The following is a 21,292-nucleotide window of genomic DNA, read 5'->3' on the forward strand; positions in this document are numbered from 1 at the left end:
GTTCATGCTTCGTATCAGCAAGCTTATGGTTGCGGCAATTCTTATCGGCGTCTTAGTGATGGTTTCCGCGTGTTCCTCGAATAACGGCGGCAATAACGGCGGAAGCCAGCCGTCGAACGACGGGGCCGCGGCGAATTCGAATGCCGGCGACAGCGGCAAGACGGACGCGGTCGATCAGGATAAAGTCGTCAAGGTATCCTTCTTCGCGGTGCCGAGCGGCGACGTGATCGATTTGAAGACGAACTGGTTCACGGGCTACGTCAAAGACAAATTCAAGCTGGATATTTCGTTCAACATCGCGCCTTCGAGCGATGCGGCGACCAAGCAGTCCTTGCTGCTCTCGAGCGGCGACTATCCGGATGTGTTCTGGAGCGGAAACTTCACGCCGTCCGACATTATGAAATACTCCAAGCAGGGCATCATCGTCCCGCTGAACAAATACATCGACCAGTATGCGCCCAATCTGAAAAGCGCTATCGAATCCGCGCCCGGATTGAAGGCGGCGATCGTGGCGCCGGACGGCAATATATACGGCCTGCCGAGCTACAACACCTGCTGGCACTGCTTCTGGGGGAACAAGGCGTGGATCGACAAGAGCCTGCTGGACAAATTCAACTTGCAAATGCCGACGACGACGGAAGAGTTCGAGCAAGTGCTGCAAACATTCAAGGATAACGGCATTAACCCGTACAGCGGCTCGTCCGACGGCTTCGATCCGATTCCTTACATTATGAATGCCTTCACGTACGACAACGCCTCCGACTATTTCGACGTCCAGGACGGCAAGGTGCAGTATGCGCCGACGCTCGACGGCTGGAAGAAGGGCCTAGCGTATCTGAACGAATTGTACGGCAAAGGCCTGCTCGACAAGCAAGCGCTCAGCCAGAAGAGCGATATCGTGAAGCAGTTCGCGGCCCAAGGCAAGGTCGGCGTCATTCCTTCGCTCTACAGCGGCGCCTTCCTTGACATGAACAGCGCGAATTACAAGAACTGGATCAGCGTGCCGCCGCTCAAAGGACCGGACGGCGTGCAATATGCGGCGTTCAGCGGCAACAGCCCGAGATCGCTGACCTTCGCCGTCACGAACAAGGCGTCGGAAGAACAGATCGTCAGGCTGATCAAGCTGATCGATTTCATCTACACGCCGGAAGGCACGCAAATGATGAATTTCGGGCAGGAAGGCAAGTACTGGACCAAAGCGGACGACGGCGTGAAAGGGCTGGGCGGCGAACAGGCGCTGTTCATTACGCAGTCCGATAAGTTCTATTCTTCCGGCGCGAAGCAGAACGAGGGCTGGGATCAGATGGGCCCGATCTTCCAGGACATCGTATGGCGCAACGGCTTCGTCAAAGCGACTTCTCCGTTTACGGCGGAAGGGCTGGAATCGCTGCTGCTGCTCGAGACGATGAAGAACTACGCGGGACATCAGCCGCAGCAGGTATACCCGGGCGCGATCTACATGGATGACGCGCAGAACCAGAAGTTCGCGCTGCTGAAAACAAACATCGAGCAGTATATGAAGCAGTGGACGGCGCAGTTCATTCTCGGCAACAAGTCGGTGGATAAAAACTGGCAGGAGTACCTCGACGGCTTCAAGAAGCTGGACTTGGACGGCTACCTGAAGATCGCGCAGGATGCGATGACGCAGCCGTTCGATACGTCCGCTTACCAGTCCGATGCGAAAACCGTTGCATTCTTGTCCTCGTTGAAATAATCGATCCAGGCCGGCGGCTTAGCCAAGGCCGCTAGTACCTTGGTTACGCCGCCGGCTCTAACCGGATACAGCATGAAGGGATGGCTGAATAATGAAGATAACGAGCGCGAAAAGCTTTATCCTGCACGTTCCGATCACCCCGCCGATAACCGATGCGATCAATGCCGCGACGCACTGGGGCGTAACGGGCGTCCGCATCGAAACGGACGAAGGCATTACGGGGTACGGTTACACCGGAACGACCGCGAAGGGCGACGAGATGATCGCCGATACGATCGATCTGTACTACGCCCCGGCACTCGTCGGCAAGGATCCGGCCATGATCAAGCAAATCTGGGACGAGCTGCGGTTCGGCCCGATGCACTGGATCGGCCGGGCGGGCGTGACGCATATGGCGCTGGCGGCCGTGGATATCGCGCTCTGGGATATCGCGTCGAAGGCGGCGAACAAGCCGCTGTGGCAATACCTTGGCGGCCATAAGCCGGAGAAGATCAAGGCGTACAATACGAACGGCGGATGGCTGAATTGGAGCAAGGAGCGGCTGATCGCGGATATGACCGGCATCGTGGATCAAGGATTCACCGCGGTGAAGATGAAGGTCGGCAAGCCGGATCCCCGCGAAGACTTCGATCGCGTACGAGCCGTTCGCAAGGCGATCGGCGACGATATCGGCCTGATGATCGACGTGAATCAGCAATGGAACATCACGACCGCCATGACATGGGGCAAGAAGCTCGAGCAGTTCGATCTCATGTGGCTGGAAGAGCCGCTTAACCCGGACGACGTTGCCGGCCATCGCAAGCTGGCGGACGAACTGAACGTGCCGATCGCGCTCGGCGAGCATGTCTACAACAAATATGCGTTCCGCGATTATATCCACCAAGGCGCCGTGGAATACGTCCAGGTCGACGTCACGCGCGTCGGCGGCATCACCGAATGGATGCAGGTGGCGGGACTTGCGGCTGCCTATGATTTGCCGATCTGTCCGCATGTCGGCGACATGGGGCAGATTCATCAGCATTTGGTCGCTTCCACGCAGAACGCGGTCATGCTGGAGTACATTCCTTGGATCCGCCATATTTTCGAAGAGCCGGCCACCGTGGTCGACGGCTACTATAAGCTGCCGGTACAGCCAGGAGCCTCAACCACGATCATTCCGCGTTACTTCGATGAGTATCGCATACGCTGAGGGCCGCCTAAACGCGCGCATGGATCAAGAAGACGCAGCCGTATAAGTCTGCTTCCGGCAGAGGCATACTAGACGCGCATGCATCAACAATGTCGGGATGTGCTGAAGATGAATGAAGACCGGGTTATGGCGGCGCTCGAGGAGGTCATCGATCCCGAGATCGGCGTCAACATCGTGGATCTCGGCCTCGTATACGCAGTCGACGTTTCGCAAGACGGGAAGGCCGTCATTGAAATGACCTTGACCATTCCCGAATGCCCGCTGGCCGATCAAATCGTAGCGGATACCCGCCAAGCGGCCGAATCCGTGGAAGGGGTGCGGGAGGCCGAAGTGAAGCTGGTGTTCGAGCCGAAGTGGACGCCAGCAAGAATGAACGACGAAGCCCGGGAGCAGATTCGCGCGCGGCAAACTGCCCTAAACTAGCGTTGCGTCTTGACTCACGCTTGCGAAAATCGAACCGAAAGGCCGCTCTAGCAGCGGCCTTTTCGCATTGTCGGCCTTCGGACGCAGCTTCGCAGACACGTTGTAGGATTCCGCTGGATTCCGCTCCAAGGCCGAATATACGCTTGGTCGCAATGAATAGTTTCGGATGCCGATCGCCAATCTAATTTGGGTTACCCATTCAAGCTGAGGAGGAATCTTGCTATGGCTGCCAACTTAGGCGCACATGAAACGATGGAGCTTCACGAGCTGCTGTCCGCATCCGTATCCAATATCCATACGATGCAGCTGTATCGGCCGCATATTCAAGATCAACGTCTCGCGCAAATTGCGGACAAGCAGCTTCAATTCGCGATCCAGGAATACAATCACTGCGTGCAGTCGGCGCAGCAGCTGGCCGGCCAGCTGCAAGTCATGAACGCCGGGCCGCAGTCATCCGCTTACGGGATGCCGCGCGCAGGAGCCCCGGTATACGGACTTGACCATCCGGCGCCGATCGGCCCGGACAATCGGATCGACGACCGGGACGTGGCGTTCGCGCTGCTGAATCTCCATAAATCGTCCGCCACCATGAAGATCATCGCGGCGCTGGAGTGCGCGAACCCGCAGCTCCGCGCCAACCTGCAGCAAGGCGCCGTCAATTGCTCGGAGCAGGCGTACGAGATCTGGCAATATATGAACCAAGCCGGATACTACCAAGTGCCGACCATGAAGGAAATAACGACCGAGACGACGCTTGGCGCTTATCAGCCCGCCAATATGGCGGCACCTATGGGCGCGCCAATGGGAATGAGGATGGGTATGGGAATGGACCCGTCCCGGTACGTGAATCCCGGCATGCCGCAATAAATATCGTTCCGGACAGAGCAGATCGCAGGCCAATGCCTTGATCTGCTCTTTTATTTTGCGTATGTCCCGCATGCTGCGATTGAAGCGCTGCCGCTCGTTGAGGACATATGTCCTTTCACGACACCGTCCGCTCGTCGTTTAATAGGGAGAGCATGACGTTCGAGGAGGAAGACGGGGAATGAAAGGCATGATTTACGCCATGTTGGGCGGCATATTCATCACGCTGCAAAGCACGGCCAATGCGGCGATCGGCGCTCGCCTCGGCACCTGGCAGGCCGCGGCGCTGACGCAAGGTACGGGGTTCGCGGCTGCGCTGCTGCTGGTCTGGCTTGCGGGCGATCGGTCTTGGAGGAAGCTCGCGCGAGTGAGGCTGCCGTTTCATATAGGCGGGGCGCTTGCGGCCGTTATTATATTCGGCAACATTACCGCGTTCCACCTTAACGGCGCCGCCGTGACGGTATCCTCGGCATTGATCGCCCAGATTATCGGAACGCTGGCGATGGAGAAGGCCGGCTGGTACGGCAGACGCGCGCTGCGGCTTCGCACGCCGCAATGGGCCGGCATAGCGCTCATGATCGCAGGCATCTTATGTTTGTCCTTCTAAGCGGTTAAACTAATCCCACAGAGAAGGAGCGGCTGCGATGAATGAAATCGAGGATACCGGCCGGATCGAACGATACCTCGCGCAATACGGGCTCGAAGCGGTGTTCACGGCACCGCTGCGGCAGCATTTGACGCTGTGCCGGTTCGAGCCGGAGGAAGCGCTCTGCATGCAGGGCGAAGCACCGGAATGGATGTTCTTCCTCATGCGCGGGAAGGTCAAGGTCTATACGACATCGGCAGAGGGCAATACGCTGCTGCTGAATTTCATGTCGCCGCTCGGCGTCATCGGGGAGATCGAATGCCTGAGCGGGCTGGACAATCTGAACACGGTGACGGCCGTGACGCCCGTGGAGGCGGTCGGATTTCACAAACGGTGGCTGCGGCTGTACCGGGAGGAGGCGCCCTTCCTGCAATTCATGCTGCAGCTGATCGCGCATAAGTTCTACAGCAAATCGGTGTCGCTCAGCTTTAATCTGCTGTACCCGGTCGAAGTCCGTCTGGCCAGCTATTTGCTCTCCATGACGAACGCGTCGGACGCGGCGGTCAGCACGGCGAATGTGAAGGATATGGCGAATCTGATCGGCACCAGCTACCGGCATTTGAACCGGGTCATCCTGAATTTCTGCCGGTCGGGTTGGATTGAACGAAGCCGCGGCTCGCTCGTGGTCCGGGATCGGAAGGGCCTCGAGGCGGCCGCAGGACGAAATATATACGAACAAGGAGAGCGGAGGGATCAGCAGCCATGATCGGCATCCTATTAGCGCTACTGGCAGGAATGCTCGTCAGCGTGCAGACGCTGTTCAACAATAAAGTAAACCTGTCCGTCAACTCCCATACGACGACCGCGCTCGTGCTGGGCATGGGCTTCATCGCCTCGTTCGGCGCCGGATTGGCGGCGGAAGGGACAGACTTCCTGAACTGGCAGGCGATGCCCGGCTGGTTCTGGTTCAGCGGACTGCTGGGGATCGGCGTCGTGACCTGCGTCGTCAAGGGCGTTCGCCTTCTCGGTCCGAGCGCCGCGACGACGATCGTCATGGCATCGCAGCTGCTCTGCGCGTTATGGTGGGATTCCGCAGGCTGGCTCGGACTCGAGCGGGTACCGTTCAGCTGGCAGAAGGCGGCCGGGGCCGCCGCCCTGATAGCAGGTCTGCTGTTGTTCAAATTGCAGCCGAAGGCGAAGGCGGCGGCGCCGATCGAGAAGAACGGCATGGCGCCCGTAGCGAACAGGTAAACGATGACGCCCGATTACGCCGGACCGAGGTCCGGTTCCGTAGGCTAATCATGAATTGGATGGTCGCGGGCATGCAGAAATGGACGGTTACAAAACCGTCCATTCTGTTTATGATACCCTTATCTTCATTAAAGCTCGTAACGGAGGGGATCGGAATATGCATGTACCAGCGGGCGTATGGGTTGCTGCCGGTGTTATTGTCGTCGTGTTGGCGTGGATGACGTTCTGGATCACGAATAAAGCCTACTCAAGAAGATGGGAAGATCATGGCAACGAGAAATACGGCCAGTTTTAATGGCGAGCTTCGATAAGCGGTTCGAAGCGCACCCGCAGGAAGGTCTGCGGGTGCGCTTTTTATTGCCGGCGGATAACCGCGCTACTCCTGCAGCAGCCGGAGAGCCTGGCTAAACGCGGATATGCCCTGTTCAATCTCTTCCGTTCGCGGTCTGGCGAAGGTGAACCTTACGAACCCCGAATCCGATCCGTACACGCTGCCGGGGACGAACACTGCCCCTCTCTTGATCGTCTCCTCCAGCAGTTTGCCGTCCTGAACGGCGCTGTTGAGCCGGCACCATAAGTGCAGGCCGCCATTGGGCGCGTTGTACCGGATCATGCCCGGGAGCTCCTTGTTCAACGCTTCAATCAGGATATCCCGCTTGAACCGCAATTCCATGCGCAGCCTGTCGAGATGCGGCTCGAAGAAGGGGGATTGCAGGAACTGCCCGGCGACTTGCTGGGGAATGACGCTCAAGCCGAAATCCATCTGCTGCCTGGCATCGGCGAGGCGCTCGACGATCGAACGGGGAGCGACCATCCAGCCGATCCGCAGCCCGGATGCGGCAATCTTCGAGAAGGAACCGATGTAGAGGATGGAGCCGGCGGTATCCATTGCTTTCAAGGGCAGCGGCGGATTGCCGTCGTATGCGGTCAAGCTGAACGGATCATCCTCGACAACGGGCAGTCTGAGCTCGCTGGCCGCAGCTAGCAGCTGCCGGCGGCGTTCGTCGCTTAGCACCGTCCCGGTAGGATTTTGGAAGGTCGGGTTCAGAAACACCATTTTAATCCGATGCTGCTTGAACAAGGTCCGTATATCCTCCGGCTCGATCCCCTCGGCGTCCGCCGGGAGCCGGAACAATCGCAGCCCTGCCGACTGGAACATGGGGAGCGAGTAACAATAGGACGGATCTTCGATCGCAACCGCATCTCCCGGGGACAGCAGGCACTGCGTAATTAAATACAACGATTGCTGGGAGCCCGACGTAATCAGAATCGATGATTCGGTCGTGCGAATGCCCCTGTATTTCTCCAGGTACCCGACTAACGCCTGTCGTAGCGGCATGGAGCCCTGCGGATTATCGTAGCCCAAGTAGGAGGTATATTCATGCGTGCTCATCAGCTTGGCGATCTCTTCGGTCGGAGCCAGATCGGCCGCCAGCTCCCCGCTTGCAAAATCGATCAATGCCGGCTGCTGGATAAGCGCTTCCCGGATCCGCCGCATGAACGGCAAGTTCGGCAAGAACTGGCCGCCTTCCGTATAGCGGCTCCAGTTCGGGGTATGCCTTGGCGTCGCTCCCCATTTCGTGGCGCTCACCCGGGTCCCGCTTCCCGTACGGCTGTCGATAATCCCCAAGGAACGAAGCTCGGCAAATGCCATGACCACGGTGCTGCGATTGACCCCGAGCTGCTCCGCGAGCTTCCGCTCGGAGGGGAGCAGGCTGCCGGGAGGAAACTCGCCGTATGAAATTCGCTGCTCAAGATGATCGGCAATCTGCTGATAAAGGGCTCTTTTGCCGTCGCGATCGAGCTTCCACATCATGCATTCCCCTTCGTCGATGAGATTATTTCACTGGCGCCGCGAGGTTATCGTTCCGAGTTGAAGATGCTTCTTCCCGCAAGCATCAATAGTACCACGCCCACGATCATCACGGCAAAAACGATAATCGTATACATCATACGATACACCTCCATCTCATTAACATGCGAACCGAACCGCTCGAATTAAGAATAGTGGACTCCATCCCCTGCATCACCATCCATTCGCGCGAAGCTTCCCCCATCCAATTCGGGCCGCCTCTTGTCCAATCAAATCGCGGATTGCACGGCATTCATATCGTCGCGGCAGGCGACGTCCGTCTCCGGCATCGGGTAACGGCAGGTAATCGGACCCGCCGTCTCGAAGAGTAAGGCGAGATGAGCTTCGGGAGGAATCGAAATGGGCGTTACTCTTAAGCCGGTGTCTGCCGAGAACTGGTATGCATGCACCAAGCTGAACGTCAGGAGCGAGCAGCTCCATGTTTTTCCGGCGCCGGTTGTGTACTGGATCGCGGAATCCAAGTATGTCGATGATTTTGAGCTGCGCGCGGTCTATTGGGAGGACGAAGTAGCCGGATTTATCGTATTCCGTACGAAGCCGGACATGGACGGCAGCTACTGGATACCGGCGATCATGATTGATGAGAAGCATCAGGGCAAGGGCTGCGGCCGGGCCGCGATGGAACAATTGATTGCCTGCATGCGCGGGATGAATTGCAAGCGATTGATGATCGGACATAGACCCGAGAATCACGCTGCCGCATGCTTGTATGAATCGCTGGGGTTCCGCAAGCTCAGCGAAGAAGTCATAGACGGTGAAATCATACGTTTGCTTCACATGGACTGAACGGACGCGGAGCGCACAATCACTCGGATTGGGCGCTCCGTTGCTTTGTGTGGACATATGCGTTTACGTATGCGGAATACGCGTTTGCGTTAGCCCTCTGCCGGCGCCCGAATGACGCCTCCTGCCGATTGGAACGAATGACTGCCGGCAGACTTCCCGGCTTATCAGGGGCAGCTCGGCGTAATCTTGTTGATTCTGCGCATAGCTGGCGGCATCCGGCATATTCTTATTGATGATGATCGAGATGCCGGCTCCTCCATCTTCGATATTGATAATCATTATCACTGGATTCGGAAAGAAAGCACGCTAGGGAAGAGAAGCTCCTTCGCTCCGATTCGTCAGGCTATACCCGTTAACGGTTCACACTCGAATGATGCTCCCCGTATTCAAAATGAAATTGCTGCGGCACTGTTTTCGCTTTGATTGATAATAATTCTCAATTAAGCGGATTGAAACGCTTGCGTATCGAGAGGAGGAGGGAAGTGCGAAGCATAAGCGAGGCGCGCTTCACGGACGAATTACGCGCATGGGCAGACGAAATCAATGAGCTGCAGGCCAGCGCTTGCTATCAATCGGACAGCTTCGAGCGGCTAAGCGCCGAATTGGATCGCCTGTGCGCCTATATTCTCCACGAGGACAACGGTCGGCTATGGAACCATCTGGAGGATCGCATGGCGACGGACGCGGCAGCCTATATGCGGCATTGTTCCGCTATGGCGCTCGGTACCCTCGAGAAGGCAAGAGTGCGGAAAATCTGTTCGCGACATCGCGATCGCTGCCTGTACGCGGAGCTGCTGTCCGCCTCCTTGCGGGAGGAACGCAATCAGGTTGAGGTGCCGCGGGATGCGAAGGTGATGTTTGTCGGCGCTGGCGCTTTCCCCGCCTCGGCGTTTACGCTTGCGGAAGCCGTATCGACCGAAGTGCTGTGCGTCGATATCGATGAGGAAGCGATTCGATACGGCACCGAGCTTGCGCGGCATCTGGGGCTGGATGCAACGATTCGCTACGTGAAGAGCCATCTGGGCGACCTTCGCTTCGCTGCCGATGCCACGCATATCTTCATCGCTTCGCTCGTCCCGGAGAAGCTGGACATCTTGCGGGAACTGCGACCGATCGTCCGGCCCGGCTGCCGCTTCATCGTCAGGTACGGCAATGGCCTCAAGTCGTTGTTTAATTATCCCTTGGCTATCGATACGTTGAAGGGCTGGCGGGTGCGTGCGCTGGACCGCGCCGGAAGCATCTATGATACGATCGTTTTGGAAGCGGACGACTGAATCGGTTTCCGCCGATCGGCCGGCGGGCAGGCTAGTGAGACAGGAACTAACGTATCAAGCTCGAATATTTAGCGTAACAAGCAACCTCTGGATCTGCGCGGCATACGCGCTTCCCGGCGAAAGGTGTCAACATGCTGACGTTTTACTTATTTCCGATTTCGTATGCGTTTCTGAGCTTTCCGGTCGCAGCGCTGCTGTTCACGCTGCCGTTCCTGCTCGTGCAATATCGGCGTCACGGGTACGTCCATAAGTACCGGGCGCTGCTGCTGTATCTGTTCCTGCTCTATATGATGAACGCGGTGTATCTGATTCTGCTGCCGCTCCCGCCGAGCGTCCACAACGAGCCCCCGTCGTCCGGCTCGTACGCGCAGTGGATCCCGTTCCATTTCGTCATCGATATCCTGAAGGAGACCGGCGTTGACTGGGAGCGGCCTTCGACGTACCTCCGTCTGCTGGAGGAAAGGGCGGTGCTGCAGGTTGCGTTCAATGTGCTGCTGACCGTGCCGTTCGGCATGTTCCTGCGGTATTATTTCCGTACGGGATGGCTGAAATGCCTGCTGCTGACCTTCGGGCTCTCGCTCTTCTTCGAAGTGACGCAGGTGACGGGCATTTACGGCATCTACGATTACCCGTACAGGCTGTTCGACGTCGACGACGCGATGACGAACACGGGCGGCGGCATGATCGGCTTCGTTGCCGCCGACTGGCTGTCCTCGCGGCTGCCCCGCATCGACAAGCTTGACGAGCACGTCGATTTGACGGCGAAGCGCGTGTCGTACACCCGCCGGGGGCTGGCGTTCCTGATTGACTGGTTCGCGCTGAATCCGGTCATCGCGGCGCTGGCGGTCATGCATGTCCCGGTGCCGTACGTCATTGCGGTCGCGGCGTACTTCATCGCGCTGCCGTATATCGCTAACGGGCAGACGCTCGGCAAATGGTTCGTCCGCATCCGCGTGCGCGGAACCGGGAACCGGCTGGGGCTGAAGGAGCTGCTGATCCGGTACGGTTTGCTCTACGGGGCCGTCGGAGGAATCAACGCGCTGATGATCGGCTTCGGCGCGCGCGGGGGAGGCGGCTCGATTGCCATACTCTCCTTACTGTTGGCCGTCTTCGCGGTCAATGCCGTCTTCGGCATTCACCTCGTCATGTGCCTGTTCAACCGGAAGCGGCAGCTGTTCTACGAACGGCGCAGCGGCACGGGCCATGTCATCACGCAGAAGCCGGCTAGACGCAATCGCAAGAACGCCGGGTAACTTAAGTTTGCCACGTTCAGAGCCATCAGGAAGCCGAGGGGATCAGTACTACTTCCCTCGCGTCAGGCGCGATCTGATTGAATGGTAGGGCTGAAGAGTCGCGAAGGCCGAACTCATAATACGAAAGAGCAGAATAATTAAATCGAAAAGCCCGGAGCCGAAGCTCCGAGCTTTCTCGATTAGTCATAGCCCTGCGCAGGCGCGCGTTACGCCCGGATATAGAATATCAGCTCGCGTCCGTTCTGCTGCGGCTCCATCTCCATGGTGTAGCCATGCTTCACCACTTCTTCGGGGACGTTACGCAGCGAGGCCGGGCAATCGGCCACCACTTGCAGCAATTGGCCCTTCTGGAGCTGAGTCAGCGTTTCCAGCGTATAGATGACCGGATAAGGACAAGATTCGCCGCGTACATCAAGCGAATAATCAATGGAACGAGGGGGATTCTGCGACATGTTCGGATTCTCCTTTCCGGAAGCCTCTCTTGAATCGGTAATGCTTCTGCCAATACACGGCGACGATGAAGCCGGCCGCCAGGACGACGAGGGTAGCCGCAAGCGCTCCCGCATGCCCCATGACATCGATCAGATTAATCTTGGAGCCGCTCTTCACGAGCGCATCATAGACGCCCAGATGATCCCAGGCATACGCGAGCGCGCCGGCGCCGAGAACATTGCCGATGAACACGGGGAGGAACACGATTTGTCCTTCCATCAGACGGTACATCATGCCGGTCTCGCAGCCGCCTGCCATCACGATGCCGATGCCGAACAGCAAGCCGCCGATCAGCGTGCTCAAGCCGGCGATCTTCGTGATCGGCTCCATGCCGTAGATGACAATAACGGCAAGCGTGGCTATCGAGCTGATCGCCATGCCAAGGATAATCGCCTTGGTCATCGTCGCGCGTCCGCTGATCCAGAGATCGCGGAACGCCGACGTGAAGCAGATTTGACCGCGTTCGATCAGAATGCCGAACATCGCGCCGAACAAGGCGGCGACGCCGAGCATGCGCTGACCGCTCGCGAAGAAATACACGATCAGCCCTGCATAAGCGACCGCGACGATGCCGCCCAGATAAGGCTGTATCGCCGACGTTTGGGGCGTCGGGCGTTCGAGAGCGCCTTTCGCGAGCCGCGGCTTTCCCTTCCACCACGGGGTGACGACGAGTTTGGCGCCGAGATAGGTGCCGCCTGCTGTCGCAACCATGAAGATCCAAGCATGCAGGGAAAACTGGGGGACGCCGGTAAAGAAGGCAGCCAGGTTGCAGCCGAGCGCCAGGCGGGCGCCGAAGCCGGCGACGATCCCTCCGGCGAAGCTTTGCGCCCATCGCCGTTTCTGCCTCGGGAGGCGGAGCTTGAAGTTATTGTTCAGCAGGACCATGATCAGGGCGCCGATGAACATCCCCCATACGATCCAGCCGTCCGTTCGGTTGAAGGTGGTTCCTTTCATGCCGATCAATTGAAAGTAACTCCAACTCGAGACATCCGCCCCGAACCACTCCATGACATGCCCGGCGAGACGGGTGAATTCTCCGGTCACCGCCCACACCGTTTTCGTAATGCCGAAATAAACCGCGCTTAAAAGGCCCGCCAGCGCCATGGCCAGATAAGGGCTCCAATAGTTTCGGAACAGCTTGGCGTACAACGATTTCATTGTCCGATTCGTTCTCCTTCACTTAGCCTTAATGTGTTCGGCATCTATTTTACTATAATTCGTACGTGAGCGGTCGCAAAATATGTGCGGGTAATACAGGAAAGACAAGAAGGCAGAGGATACTGAGCCTTGGGATTTGAAGGAATTCCCTTTCCATTGTCGAAAGGTTGTAGCAGTTCACGAAAGGAGGATCTCCGATGCGGTGGTGCAGCTATAGACGGCCGGTCCGAATCCGCCGTCTCCCTCATGCCGGAACATATCCTGCCGTTCATTCCGCAAGAGCGGATGATCTGTCTGTATACCTCGGATGAAGAGATCGAGCGGCTCTACTTCTTTCGCGAAGACCATAAGATGATTTTGGACGTCATTAACCTGACGGCCAATCCGGCGGAGACCATCAGGCACGGCAACCGAACGATGGTGAAATTCTCCCATGAAATTCGTATGGCCTGCATGAGGCACGGGATCGGAACCGTTGAAAGAACGCCCCATATGAGCGAGGAAGAACAATTCGGATACGTTCGGGCGCATTTTGGCGTATAACGGTGCAAGGACGCCGCAGACTTTCGGGCGGTCGAAGAAAGGGCCTATGAGCTCGGGTACGTGAGGTCTTAAGACAGAAGAAGAAGAGAGCGGTTTCCATGCGGAACCGCTCTTTTTCATGTGGAGGAGCGCGTGGATGCAGGCTCCAACCGAGCTTGCACGCTGCTTGAGACAGCCGCGCTCCAGTGGAAAAACAGACAAATAATTGGTGAGAATAACAAAGACGACCGTACCGCGCAGGCTTATAATAGATAGAGATGTATGCGGTTTCACATCATGGATCGCGCTAGTCGGGATGCGCACAAACTTTCTCAAAAGGAATGATGGTGCTTGAATCGTATGTGGCTGCGAAAAATGATATGGTCCTATCTGCCGATCTTCTGCTTCATCTTCTCCTTCCTCTTCTTTGTTTTCTTCCAGACTCTCGTTGAACAAAACAATCGCAACACGAAAGAATCCAGCCAAGTGTTCGTGAACCAGCTGCTGCAGTCCGTGGATGTCAGCTTAAGGTCACTCGACAATATGATGATCCGGGAAATGCTGCTGTCCAGCAGGCTGCTGACCGACTTCTTCCAGGAGCGCGGGAAGGATAACGTATTTCTGAATTACCAGGTCGTCAACCAGATGCAGCAATTGAAGCTGGCGATGCCGATCATCGACTCGTATTATTTGGTACGCAACAACGACGGCACCGTCTTCAGCGGCACGTCGACGCCGATGAACGCGTTCCCGGACATTGCGTTCATCCGCGGCCAGCAGGCGGGCAAATTGTCGTATGTCTCGACGTGGAGCTCGTTCCGCTCCTATCGCGAATTCACGAACCAGAAGCCGAAGGACGTTATCAGCCTCGTGCACAACGTGGCGATCGGCGACGGCACGGACGGCATGATCGTCGTCAATATCAGCCTCGCCTCCCTTCGGGACATGCTCGGCGAGATGTACGATCCGGAGCGCGTATTCGTCCAGCTGTACGATAACGATGGGAATCCGCTGTTCAACCCGGACGACATGCCGAGCAAGAGGCGGGTGCTGGCGAGCCAGTCCTCGTCTTACACCGGCTGGACGGCGGAGAGCGGCGCCGCGGACGGGACGACCGTTGCCGCGATCTCGGGCGTATCGAGCATATGGCTCATGCTCGGGCTGCTCGTGTTCGTCGCCGGAGGCGTCTCGATCGTCTATATCACGCGCAAGAATTACAAGCCGATCGCGGATCTCGTCTTCCGCATCCAGGATCAATTCGGCGCCGATAAGCCGGCGCTCGGCAGGCTGGCGGTGGACGAATTCACGTTCATCGAGACGGCCATCAACAATTTCGCCGAGCAGACGAAGCTGTTCCAGCAGGAGAGCCAGAAGACGGCGGCCCGCAGACAGAAGGCGCTGTTCCGGGAGCTGCTGCAGGAAAGCGGCGAGCATGCGGAGGGCGTGCACGCGGAAGGCATCGAACCGTCAGGTCTGCCGGTTCATGACCGGCTGCAAACCTTCGTCGTCGAAATCGATCACCCCGAGCAGGTGTTCAGCCGCTACAAGAGCCGCGACCAGTCGTTATTCAAGTTCGTCATCAGCAGCGCGGTTCATGAAATGTTCAAGGCGCAGCGCCAGGTTCCGTTATGGCTGGAATGGACGACGCCGCTGCAGCTGACCGGCATCGTCTTCCTGACGGACGAGGATGAGGCTGAGAATGAGCATGAGGCTGAAGGCATTGCCGCCGCAACGGCAGCGCGCATTACTTCCTGGGTGGATCAGCACTTGGCCTTCTCGGTGACGGTCGGCCTCGGGGAGCCGATCGAATCCGGCGCCGGATTCGGGCCGGCGGCGGATTCGAGCCTGCCGGCGGGCGCCGGCGTATCCAACCGGCAGGCGCTGGAGGCGCTGACGTTCAAGGCGACGCTCGGTTATAACCGCGTCATCGCGTACAGGGACACGCAGCAGGCGACGGCCAAGGAAACGAATAAGCATCTGCAGGCGATCCATCGGTTGATCCAGCAGCTTCGGCTGCAGGACGCCGAATGGCAAGAAGGGTTCGAAGCGTTCTTCCGAGGCATGCGGGGCAGCCTTCTGCCGAAGAGCGAGATCGCCGGGCTGTGCCGGTATTTCGTCGACCATTCGGACCTGCAGCTGTCACAGGCCTCGAAGGAGTATTACGACGCTTGGATGCAGTACGCTTCCGCGCCCTTGCGGCAGGCGATCGAAGAATTCGAGACGCTTGACGAGCTGCAGCGGCGCTTCGGCGAGGCGCTCGCGCGGAACGCCGAGCAGATGGCGGCGCTGGCGAACCACCGCCAGCATCATCAGCTTCTTCAAGAGATTCGGGATTATATCGGGCAGGACTATGCCAATTCGGAGCTGTCGCTGGAATTCCTCGGCGATAAGTTCGGCATCAGCGCCAAATACATCAGCCAGCTGTTCAAGGAAGAATTCGGCGAGAATTTCCTGGACTATCTGTCCCAGCTGCGCATCATGGAAGCGAAGAAACGGCTGCTGGAGCAGCCGGATTCGATTCAGGAGGTCGGCGAACGCGTCGGCTATGTCAACGCGGCGACGTTCCGCAGGGTGTTCCGCAAGGTGGAGGGCATCTCGCCCGTCGACTACCGCAAGCGCCATGCGATGTAAGAACGGACAAACGATCGGATAAACGCCTTACGGCGAAAGATAAGGGACTGCCCGCAGCAGAAGCGTTTCTGCTTGCGGGCAGTCTTTTTGTCGCGGTCGGCGGGCGGGCGCTCGGCTTGCCGTCAGCGGTCTTTCCCGGTCCGTCCGGCAGCAGGCCGCCACGCCCTTCCGGCAGCAGGCCATCCCGGCCTTCCGGCAGCAGGCTTCCCCGCCGCCCGTGCCTTCCGGCAGCAGACTGCCCCGGCCTCCGGCAGCAGACCGCCGCAGCTCTTCGAACATGCCCGCAAGCACGCCGCCGGAAAGATAAGCGCCGCTGGAAAAATGCGCGCTGCATGCGCAGATCCCAGCAACGGCGCGGGATTGGAAAAATAGACCACATGTGGAGAAGTAGCCGTTGTCCGCGACATGCGATTCCATTATCGTTGTCATCAAGCCGTTGTCATCCAGCCAGCGAGACGGGGGAATCGCAAGCAGCGACGTTCATCGCTCATGCATGCAGTACCGCAAGCCATCCATAACGTGAAGAAGGGAAGTGACGGGGAATCATGCCGGCAACGACGGGAGCGCTTGAAGGCAAGAAGGCGAAAACCGCCACGGGCGGCAGATCGCTCATACTCAGAGACCGCGGGAAGCGGGTGAAGCGGCATTGGCAGCTGTATCTGCTCGTGCTGCTGCCGGTCGCGTATCTGGTGATTTTCAAATACATCCCGATGTACGGCGCGCAGATCGCGTTCCGGGATTTCAGTCCGGTGAAGGGGGTGACCGGCAGCGATTGGGCGGGAATGAAGCATTTCTCGACGTTCTTCAGCTCGCCGAACTTCTGGATGCTGATCAAGAACACGCTCATCATCAGCATTTACTCGCTCATCGTCGGATTTCCCGCGCCGATTCTGCTCGCGCTGGCGCTGAACGAAGTCCGGAGCATGCGGTTCAAGCGGCTCGTGCAGATGGTGACGTTCGCGCCGTATTTCATCTCGACGATCGTCATGGTGTCCATGATCATTCTGTTCCTGTCGCCGAGACTGGGCTTCGTCGATCATATTCTGACGGTCTTCGGCATGGAATCGATCAATTTCATGGGCGTTCCGAAGTACTTCAGCAGCATCTTCGTCTGGTCGAACGTCTGGCAGGGCATCGGGTACGGAGCGGTCATCTACCTGGCGGCGCTCTCCGGAATCAACGTTGACCTGTATGAGGCGGCCAAGGTGGACGGGGCGTCCCGGATCCGCAAAGTCTGGCATATCGACTTGCCCGGCATCATGCCGGCGGCGACGATCCTGCTCATTCTAAACGTCGGGCAGATCATGAACGTCGGCTTCGAGAAAATCTATCTGATGCAAAATCCGCTCAATACGAGCACCTCGGAGGTCATCTCGACCTACGTGTACAAGATTGGATTGCTGGGCGCGAACTTCAGCTTCTCGGCGGCCGTCGACCTGTTCAATTCCGTCATCAATCTTATTCTGCTGCTCAGCGTCAACTACGTGGCCAGACGCATCTCCGAAAGCAGCTTATGGTAGGGGGCGAAACAAGAAATGTCACGCACGAACACTATTCGCGAATCTTTCAGTGACAAGCTCTTCCTGACGCTGGTATACGCCTTCCTGGCTCTCGTCCTGCTTGTCGTGCTGTACCCGCTCGTCTATATTCTGAGCTCGTCGTTCAGCTCGCCGCAGGCGGTCATCAGCGGCAAAGTATGGCTGCTGCCGGTGGATTTCAGCCTGGCCGGATACCGCGCGATCTTCTCGAATCCGCAGATCATGACCGGCTACGGCAATTCGCTCTTCTACACGGTCTTCGGCGTGCTGATCAACGTAAGCTTGACCGTCATGATGGCGTATCCGCTATCCCGCACGACGTTCTACGGCCGCAATGTCCTGATGGGCATGCTGGTGCTGACGATGATGTTCAGCGGCGGGCTCATTCCGTACTACTTAACGGTGAAGAACCTGCATCTTCTGGATACGCGTTGGGCGATGCTGCTGCCGAGCGCGATGGCGGTATGGCAGGTCATCATCGCGAGAACCTTCTTCCAGACCAGCATTCCTAAGGAGCTTGGCGAGGCGGCCGAACTGGACGGCTGCAGCGACCTCGGCTTCCTGTGGCGGGTCGTCCTGCCGTTGTCCAAGCCGATTCTCGCGGTGCTCGTGCTGATGTATGCGGTCAGCCAGTGGAACGCGTACTTCGAGGCGCTGATTTTCTTGAAATCGCAGAGCCGGTTCCCGCTGCAAATCATCCTGCGGAACATCCTGATTCTGAACTCGATCGATTCGAGCATGATGGTGGACGCGAACAAAATGGCCGCCATGCAGGGCTTGCGGGATTTGCTCAAGTTCTCGCTGATCGTCGTGGCCACGGTGCCGGTGCTTGCCATCTATCCGTTCGTGCAGAAATATTTCGTGCAAGGCATTATGATCGGCTCGCTGAAAGGATAACGGCGCGAAGCCGGTCGGCTTGAAGGTGGTGAGGCCTTCGATTGAAAGCGGTTACCCTGATGTCGGGAAGCGGGAAGCATGTTACGATTGAAATTACAAGGAGGCGTCTGTCTTGAACATGAAGAGAAGCTCGAAATGGCTCGGTTTGATGTTAGTCATGGCAATGTTCCTAGCGGCATGCGGCAACGATAACGGCGGCAATGGCGGCGGCAGCTCGAACGCGGGAACGGGCAGCAACGGGGGGAATGGCGGGGGCGATGCGGGAAGCAGCGCCAAGCCCGTCACGCTGGACACGTTCATCAGCGTGTCGCCGAAGATCGAGGATCTGAATACGAACTCCGTCACCACGTACATCGAGAAGAAGCTCAACATCAAATTCAAGTTCGACGCGACGCCGAGCGCCAACGCCGCGGACAAGAAGAAGCTGATCATGGCGAGCGGCGACTATCCGTCCGTCTTCCTCTCGGGCGACTTCACGCAGGCGGAACAGATCAGCTACGGCAAGCAGGGCATCCTGAAGCCGCTCAACGAGCTGATCGACAAGTACGGCAACGAGATCAAGCGCGCGTTCGCCGAAGATAAGGACTTGCAGGCGGCGATTACGTCGCCGGACGGCAACATCTACGCGCTGCCGCATATCAACGAATGCTTCCACTGCTGGTACTCGCAGAAGCTGTGGATCAACCAGACGTGGCTGGATAAGCTCGGGCTCCAGATGCCGACCACGACCGAAGAATATTATCAAGTGCTGAAGGCGTTCAAGACGCAGGACCCGAACGGCAACGGCAAGGCGGACGAAGTGCCGCTGTCCGGCGCGTTCAATACGTGGCACGGCATTCCGTCGAACTTCCTGATGAACTCGTTCATTTACGATAACGACGAAGACTTCTTCTTCATGAAGGACGGCAAGGTGCAGCTGGCGGCGAATCAGCCGGAATGGCGCGACGGACTGACGTACATCAATAAGCTGTTCAGCGAGGGCTTGATCGATAAAGAAGCGTTCACGCAGAACAACGACCAGATGGCGCAAGTCGGCAACAAGGAAGGCGACAACGTCTCCGGCAGCGTGACGGCCGGCCATATCGGGATGTATTTCAGCTTGGCGGAAGGGCAGAACCGGCATAAAGAGTACGTGACCGTCGCTCCGCTTACCGGTCCCGGCGGCGTCGCTTACGCGGGCTATTACAAGTCGTACGGCAACGGCCAGTTCGCCATTACGAACAAAGCGACGGAAGAGCAGGCGATCGCGGCGATCAAGATGGCGGATTACATGTATTCCGAAGAGCATGCGATCATGAACGAGTACGGTCCGGAAGGCATCTACTGGGAGAAGGCGAAGGACGGCGAGAAGGACGTGCACGGCAACCAGGCGAAGTACAGCCTGAAGCCGAAATATTGGGACGTGGAGACGACGCAGAACGATACCTGGGATCAGATGGGCATCACGAGACGGACGCGCGCCATCCGCGAATCGTGGACAGCGCCCGCCGATCCGTTCTCCCAACAAGGCTACGAATTAAGGCTGTACACCGAAACGGCCAAAAATTACGAGAACAAGCAGCCGGAGGAAACGTTCCCGCTCACGATCTTCGTCGACGAGAGTGACGCGAACGAAGCGATCATGCTGCGCACGCAGATCAACGAATACGTGCGTTCCAACATGGCGCAGTTCGTCACGGGCGCGAAGAAGCTGACGGATTCGGAATGGGACAGCTACGTGAAGGGCTTCGACGGACTGAATCTGAAGCACTACCTGGAAATCTACCAGAAGGCGTACGACAAGCAGAAGAAATAAGCGTAAGGGCATGAACGGGCCGTGCGGCGGGGAGAGGATTGTCCTTGCCGCATGGCCGGTTCTATAATGAGGATAGCCTTAAGCCCAGCCCGCGGCTGACAGAGAAACTCGCATGGCCAAGGAGGAGTTCTGGATGAGCGCTGCCTTCGGCGGCAATGAGCAGGCAATGATCGATCCGACTGTGCTTCATCCTTTTCTGTTGTTCGCCCAGCGGTATGCGTTCTACCCGAACGAGTCCTCGTTTGAACGGATTGCCTACATGAACGCGATCATTATCGTGGAGACCGGCGGAGGCATCCTGCATATGGACGACCGCGACATTCCGATGAAAGCGGGGACGCTCGTCTACATTCCCGCCGGCAAAATCCATCGCTGGCGGGCGGCTTCGGCGGAGCCGATGATTCACCGGACCGCGTATTTCGATTGGAACCCCCGTCAGCGTCCGTTCGTGTCCGAGGGCCAATTCTTCCACATCGTCTCCCATCATTCCGCGCCGCTCTCCGTCTACGTCGACGAAGAGCCGGCGCTTCGAATCGAGCCGGTCGCGATCATCGCCAATTTGCCGCTGTGGCTCTCCTACCATAACCGCTTCTTGACGCTGCCGGGACGGATCGGCGGCACCGACATGCGGGAAGCGATCCGTCTGCGCGGCGAGTTCCAGGTGTTTCTGTCGTTGTTTCTATCGACGGCGTGCAAGGATTCCAGCAATAACGGCGACCCGCGCATCCGGGAGCTGCTGAAGCTGGTGGCCAGCCAAGCGGAGATCGAGGAACAAGAGCTGGTGCAGTACGCGGAGCAGATCGGCTTGAAGCGCAGCCGGTTCTACGCGTTATTCCGCGAAGAGACGGGCCTCTCGCCGAAGCATTACATGACCCGCCGCAAGCTGCAGCGCATCAAATGCGACCTGCGGCAGTCGGACGTATCGATAACGGAGATCGCGGAGAAGTACGGCTACTCCAGCATTCACGTGCTGTCGAAAAACTTCCGGAAGCATATCGGGCTCACGCCTTCGGAATACCGGCGCCAGAGCCGCATGTAGCGAGCGG

At 57.9% G+C, this 21,292-nt stretch carries 21 protein-coding genes; 17 read left to right on the forward strand and 4 right to left on the reverse strand.

The window, feature by feature from the left end:
- Positions 1–4 precede the first annotated feature (4 nt).
- The 8 genes from GXP70_RS07630 (at position 5) to GXP70_RS29535 (ending at position 6,322) form a co-directional block, all read left to right on the forward strand.
- Positions 5–1,714: a type 2 periplasmic-binding domain-containing protein gene (locus GXP70_RS07630; RefSeq protein WP_162355896.1), complete on the forward strand. Its 1,710-nt coding sequence runs from the start codon at positions 5–7 to the stop codon at positions 1,712–1,714.
- Positions 1,715–1,805: 91 nt separating this feature from the next.
- Positions 1,806–2,903 carry a mandelate racemase/muconate lactonizing enzyme family protein gene (locus GXP70_RS07635; protein WP_162355897.1) on the forward strand — a complete coding sequence of 366 codons (1,098 nt, stop codon included), beginning with the start codon at positions 1,806–1,808 and terminating at the stop codon, positions 2,901–2,903.
- 108 nt (positions 2,904–3,011) lie between these two features.
- Positions 3,012–3,326, forward strand: a complete 315-nt coding sequence (locus GXP70_RS07640) for a metal-sulfur cluster assembly factor (RefSeq protein ID WP_162355898.1) — start codon at positions 3,012–3,014, stop codon at positions 3,324–3,326.
- Positions 3,327–3,548: 222 nt separating this feature from the next.
- A complete protein-coding gene (locus GXP70_RS07645; RefSeq protein WP_162355899.1) occupies positions 3,549–4,193 on the forward strand; it encodes a spore coat protein in 645 nt (214 codons plus the stop codon).
- Between the two features lie 178 nt (positions 4,194–4,371).
- On the forward strand, positions 4,372–4,797 hold the full coding sequence (locus GXP70_RS07650) for a DMT family transporter (protein ID WP_162355900.1): 426 nt from the start codon (positions 4,372–4,374) through the stop codon (positions 4,795–4,797).
- A 37-nt stretch (positions 4,798–4,834) separates the two neighbouring features.
- On the forward strand, positions 4,835–5,542 hold the full coding sequence (locus GXP70_RS07655) for a Crp/Fnr family transcriptional regulator (RefSeq protein ID WP_162355901.1): 708 nt from the start codon (positions 4,835–4,837) through the stop codon (positions 5,540–5,542).
- Positions 5,539–6,027: a DMT family transporter gene (locus GXP70_RS07660; RefSeq protein ID WP_162355902.1), complete on the forward strand. Its 489-nt coding sequence runs from the start codon at positions 5,539–5,541 to the stop codon at positions 6,025–6,027. Before GXP70_RS07655 ends, GXP70_RS07660 begins: the two co-directional genes overlap by 4 nt.
- Before the next feature lie 157 nt (positions 6,028–6,184).
- Positions 6,185–6,322, forward strand: a complete 138-nt coding sequence (locus GXP70_RS29535; RefSeq protein ID WP_192043427.1) for a hypothetical protein — start codon at positions 6,185–6,187, stop codon at positions 6,320–6,322.
- 81 nt (positions 6,323–6,403) lie between these two features.
- Here the strand turns inward: GXP70_RS29535 and pdxR are convergent, their stop codons facing one another.
- The gene (gene pdxR, locus GXP70_RS07665) at positions 6,404–7,840 is read right to left on the reverse strand and encodes a MocR-like pyridoxine biosynthesis transcription factor PdxR (protein ID WP_162355903.1); all 1,437 of its coding nucleotides are present in this window, start codon (positions 7,838–7,840) and stop codon (positions 6,404–6,406) included.
- 399 nt (positions 7,841–8,239) lie between these two features.
- Here pdxR and GXP70_RS07670 point away from each other — a divergent pair, with 399 nt between their 5' ends.
- From GXP70_RS07670 to GXP70_RS07685, 4 genes are all read left to right on the forward strand, one after another.
- On the forward strand, positions 8,240–8,686 hold the full coding sequence (locus GXP70_RS07670; RefSeq protein WP_162355904.1) for a GNAT family N-acetyltransferase: 447 nt from the start codon (positions 8,240–8,242) through the stop codon (positions 8,684–8,686).
- A gap of 186 nt (positions 8,687–8,872) precedes the next feature.
- Positions 8,873–9,109 (forward strand): hypothetical protein, encoded by a 237-nt coding sequence (locus tag GXP70_RS07675; RefSeq protein WP_162355905.1) that lies wholly within the window; start codon positions 8,873–8,875, stop codon positions 9,107–9,109.
- A gap of 59 nt (positions 9,110–9,168) precedes the next feature.
- Complete coding sequence (locus GXP70_RS07680; RefSeq protein ID WP_162355906.1) at positions 9,169–9,960, forward strand: class I SAM-dependent methyltransferase; 792 nt, start codon at positions 9,169–9,171, stop codon at positions 9,958–9,960.
- A 131-nt stretch (positions 9,961–10,091) separates the two neighbouring features.
- Positions 10,092–11,213: a VanZ family protein gene (locus GXP70_RS07685; protein ID WP_162355907.1), complete on the forward strand. Its 1,122-nt coding sequence runs from the start codon at positions 10,092–10,094 to the stop codon at positions 11,211–11,213.
- A gap of 206 nt (positions 11,214–11,419) precedes the next feature.
- Here GXP70_RS07685 and yedF read toward each other — a convergent pair whose 3' ends face one another.
- The 3 genes from yedF to GXP70_RS07700 form a co-directional block, all read right to left on the reverse strand.
- The gene (gene yedF, locus GXP70_RS07690) at positions 11,420–11,665 is read right to left on the reverse strand and encodes a sulfurtransferase-like selenium metabolism protein YedF (protein ID WP_162355908.1); all 246 of its coding nucleotides are present in this window, start codon (positions 11,663–11,665) and stop codon (positions 11,420–11,422) included.
- The gene (yedE, locus tag GXP70_RS07695) at positions 11,637–12,863 is read right to left on the reverse strand and encodes a selenium metabolism membrane protein YedE/FdhT (RefSeq protein ID WP_162355909.1); all 1,227 of its coding nucleotides are present in this window, start codon (positions 12,861–12,863) and stop codon (positions 11,637–11,639) included. Before yedE ends, yedF begins: the two co-directional genes overlap by 29 nt.
- Positions 12,864–13,040: 177 nt before the next feature.
- Positions 13,041–13,871 carry a hypothetical protein gene (locus tag GXP70_RS07700; RefSeq protein ID WP_162355910.1) on the reverse strand — a complete coding sequence of 277 codons (831 nt, stop codon included), beginning with the start codon at positions 13,869–13,871 and terminating at the stop codon, positions 13,041–13,043.
- On the opposite strand from GXP70_RS07700, the gene GXP70_RS07705 reads away from it, so the two are divergent.
- The 5 genes from GXP70_RS07705 (at position 13,872) to GXP70_RS07725 (ending at position 21,285) form a co-directional block, all read left to right on the forward strand.
- Positions 13,872–16,016, forward strand: coding sequence for a cache domain-containing protein (locus GXP70_RS07705; RefSeq protein WP_162355911.1), 2,145 nt, complete (start codon positions 13,872–13,874; stop codon positions 16,014–16,016).
- A gap of 545 nt (positions 16,017–16,561) precedes the next feature.
- Positions 16,562–17,536 (forward strand): ABC transporter permease, encoded by a 975-nt coding sequence (locus tag GXP70_RS07710; protein ID WP_162355912.1) that lies wholly within the window; start codon positions 16,562–16,564, stop codon positions 17,534–17,536.
- Between the two features lie 15 nt (positions 17,537–17,551).
- The gene (locus GXP70_RS07715; RefSeq protein ID WP_162355913.1) at positions 17,552–18,451 is read left to right on the forward strand and encodes a carbohydrate ABC transporter permease; all 900 of its coding nucleotides are present in this window, start codon (positions 17,552–17,554) and stop codon (positions 18,449–18,451) included.
- 118 nt (positions 18,452–18,569) lie between these two features.
- Positions 18,570–20,246: an ABC transporter substrate-binding protein gene (locus tag GXP70_RS07720; RefSeq protein WP_162360355.1), complete on the forward strand. Its 1,677-nt coding sequence runs from the start codon at positions 18,570–18,572 to the stop codon at positions 20,244–20,246.
- A 133-nt stretch (positions 20,247–20,379) separates the two neighbouring features.
- The gene (locus GXP70_RS07725) at positions 20,380–21,285 is read left to right on the forward strand and encodes a helix-turn-helix transcriptional regulator (protein ID WP_162355914.1); all 906 of its coding nucleotides are present in this window, start codon (positions 20,380–20,382) and stop codon (positions 21,283–21,285) included.
- Positions 21,286–21,292: the final 7 nt, after the last annotated feature.

The organism is Paenibacillus lycopersici (genome assembly GCF_010119935.1).
GTDB classification, from domain to species: Bacteria; Bacillota; Bacilli; order Paenibacillales; family Paenibacillaceae; genus Paenibacillus_Z; species Paenibacillus_Z lycopersici.

Excerpts from the sequence above, each read along its gene's own strand:
- GXP70_RS07660 (WP_162355902.1), top strand. The coding sequence starts at position 5,539 with ATGATCGGCATCCTATTAGCGCTACTGGCAGGAATGCTCGTCAGCGTG.
- GXP70_RS07670 (WP_162355904.1), top strand. The coding sequence starts at position 8,240 with ATGGGCGTTACTCTTAAGCCGGTGTCTGCCGAGAACTGGTATGCATGC.
- GXP70_RS07655 (WP_162355901.1), top strand. The coding sequence starts at position 4,835 with ATGAATGAAATCGAGGATACCGGCCGGATCGAACGATACCTCGCGCAA.
- GXP70_RS29535 (WP_192043427.1), top strand. The coding sequence starts at position 6,185 with ATGCATGTACCAGCGGGCGTATGGGTTGCTGCCGGTGTTATTGTCGTC.
- GXP70_RS07725 (WP_162355914.1), top strand. The coding sequence starts at position 20,380 with ATGAGCGCTGCCTTCGGCGGCAATGAGCAGGCAATGATCGATCCGACT.
- GXP70_RS07720 (WP_162360355.1), top strand. The coding sequence starts at position 18,570 with ATGAAGAGAAGCTCGAAATGGCTCGGTTTGATGTTAGTCATGGCAATG.
- GXP70_RS07630 (WP_162355896.1), top strand. The coding sequence starts at position 5 with ATGCTTCGTATCAGCAAGCTTATGGTTGCGGCAATTCTTATCGGCGTC.
- yedF (WP_162355908.1), bottom strand. The coding sequence starts at position 11,665 with ATGTCGCAGAATCCCCCTCGTTCCATTGATTATTCGCTTGATGTACGC.
- yedE (WP_162355909.1), bottom strand. The coding sequence starts at position 12,863 with ATGAAATCGTTGTACGCCAAGCTGTTCCGAAACTATTGGAGCCCTTAT.
- GXP70_RS07640 (WP_162355898.1), top strand. The coding sequence starts at position 3,012 with ATGAATGAAGACCGGGTTATGGCGGCGCTCGAGGAGGTCATCGATCCC.
- GXP70_RS07715 (WP_162355913.1), top strand. The coding sequence starts at position 17,552 with ATGTCACGCACGAACACTATTCGCGAATCTTTCAGTGACAAGCTCTTC.
- GXP70_RS07635 (WP_162355897.1), top strand. The coding sequence starts at position 1,806 with ATGAAGATAACGAGCGCGAAAAGCTTTATCCTGCACGTTCCGATCACC.
- GXP70_RS07650 (WP_162355900.1), top strand. The coding sequence starts at position 4,372 with ATGAAAGGCATGATTTACGCCATGTTGGGCGGCATATTCATCACGCTG.
- GXP70_RS07645 (WP_162355899.1), top strand. The coding sequence starts at position 3,549 with ATGGCTGCCAACTTAGGCGCACATGAAACGATGGAGCTTCACGAGCTG.
- GXP70_RS07710 (WP_162355912.1), top strand. The coding sequence starts at position 16,562 with ATGCCGGCAACGACGGGAGCGCTTGAAGGCAAGAAGGCGAAAACCGCC.
- GXP70_RS07685 (WP_162355907.1), top strand. The coding sequence starts at position 10,092 with ATGCTGACGTTTTACTTATTTCCGATTTCGTATGCGTTTCTGAGCTTT.
- pdxR (WP_162355903.1), bottom strand. The coding sequence starts at position 7,840 with ATGTGGAAGCTCGATCGCGACGGCAAAAGAGCCCTTTATCAGCAGATT.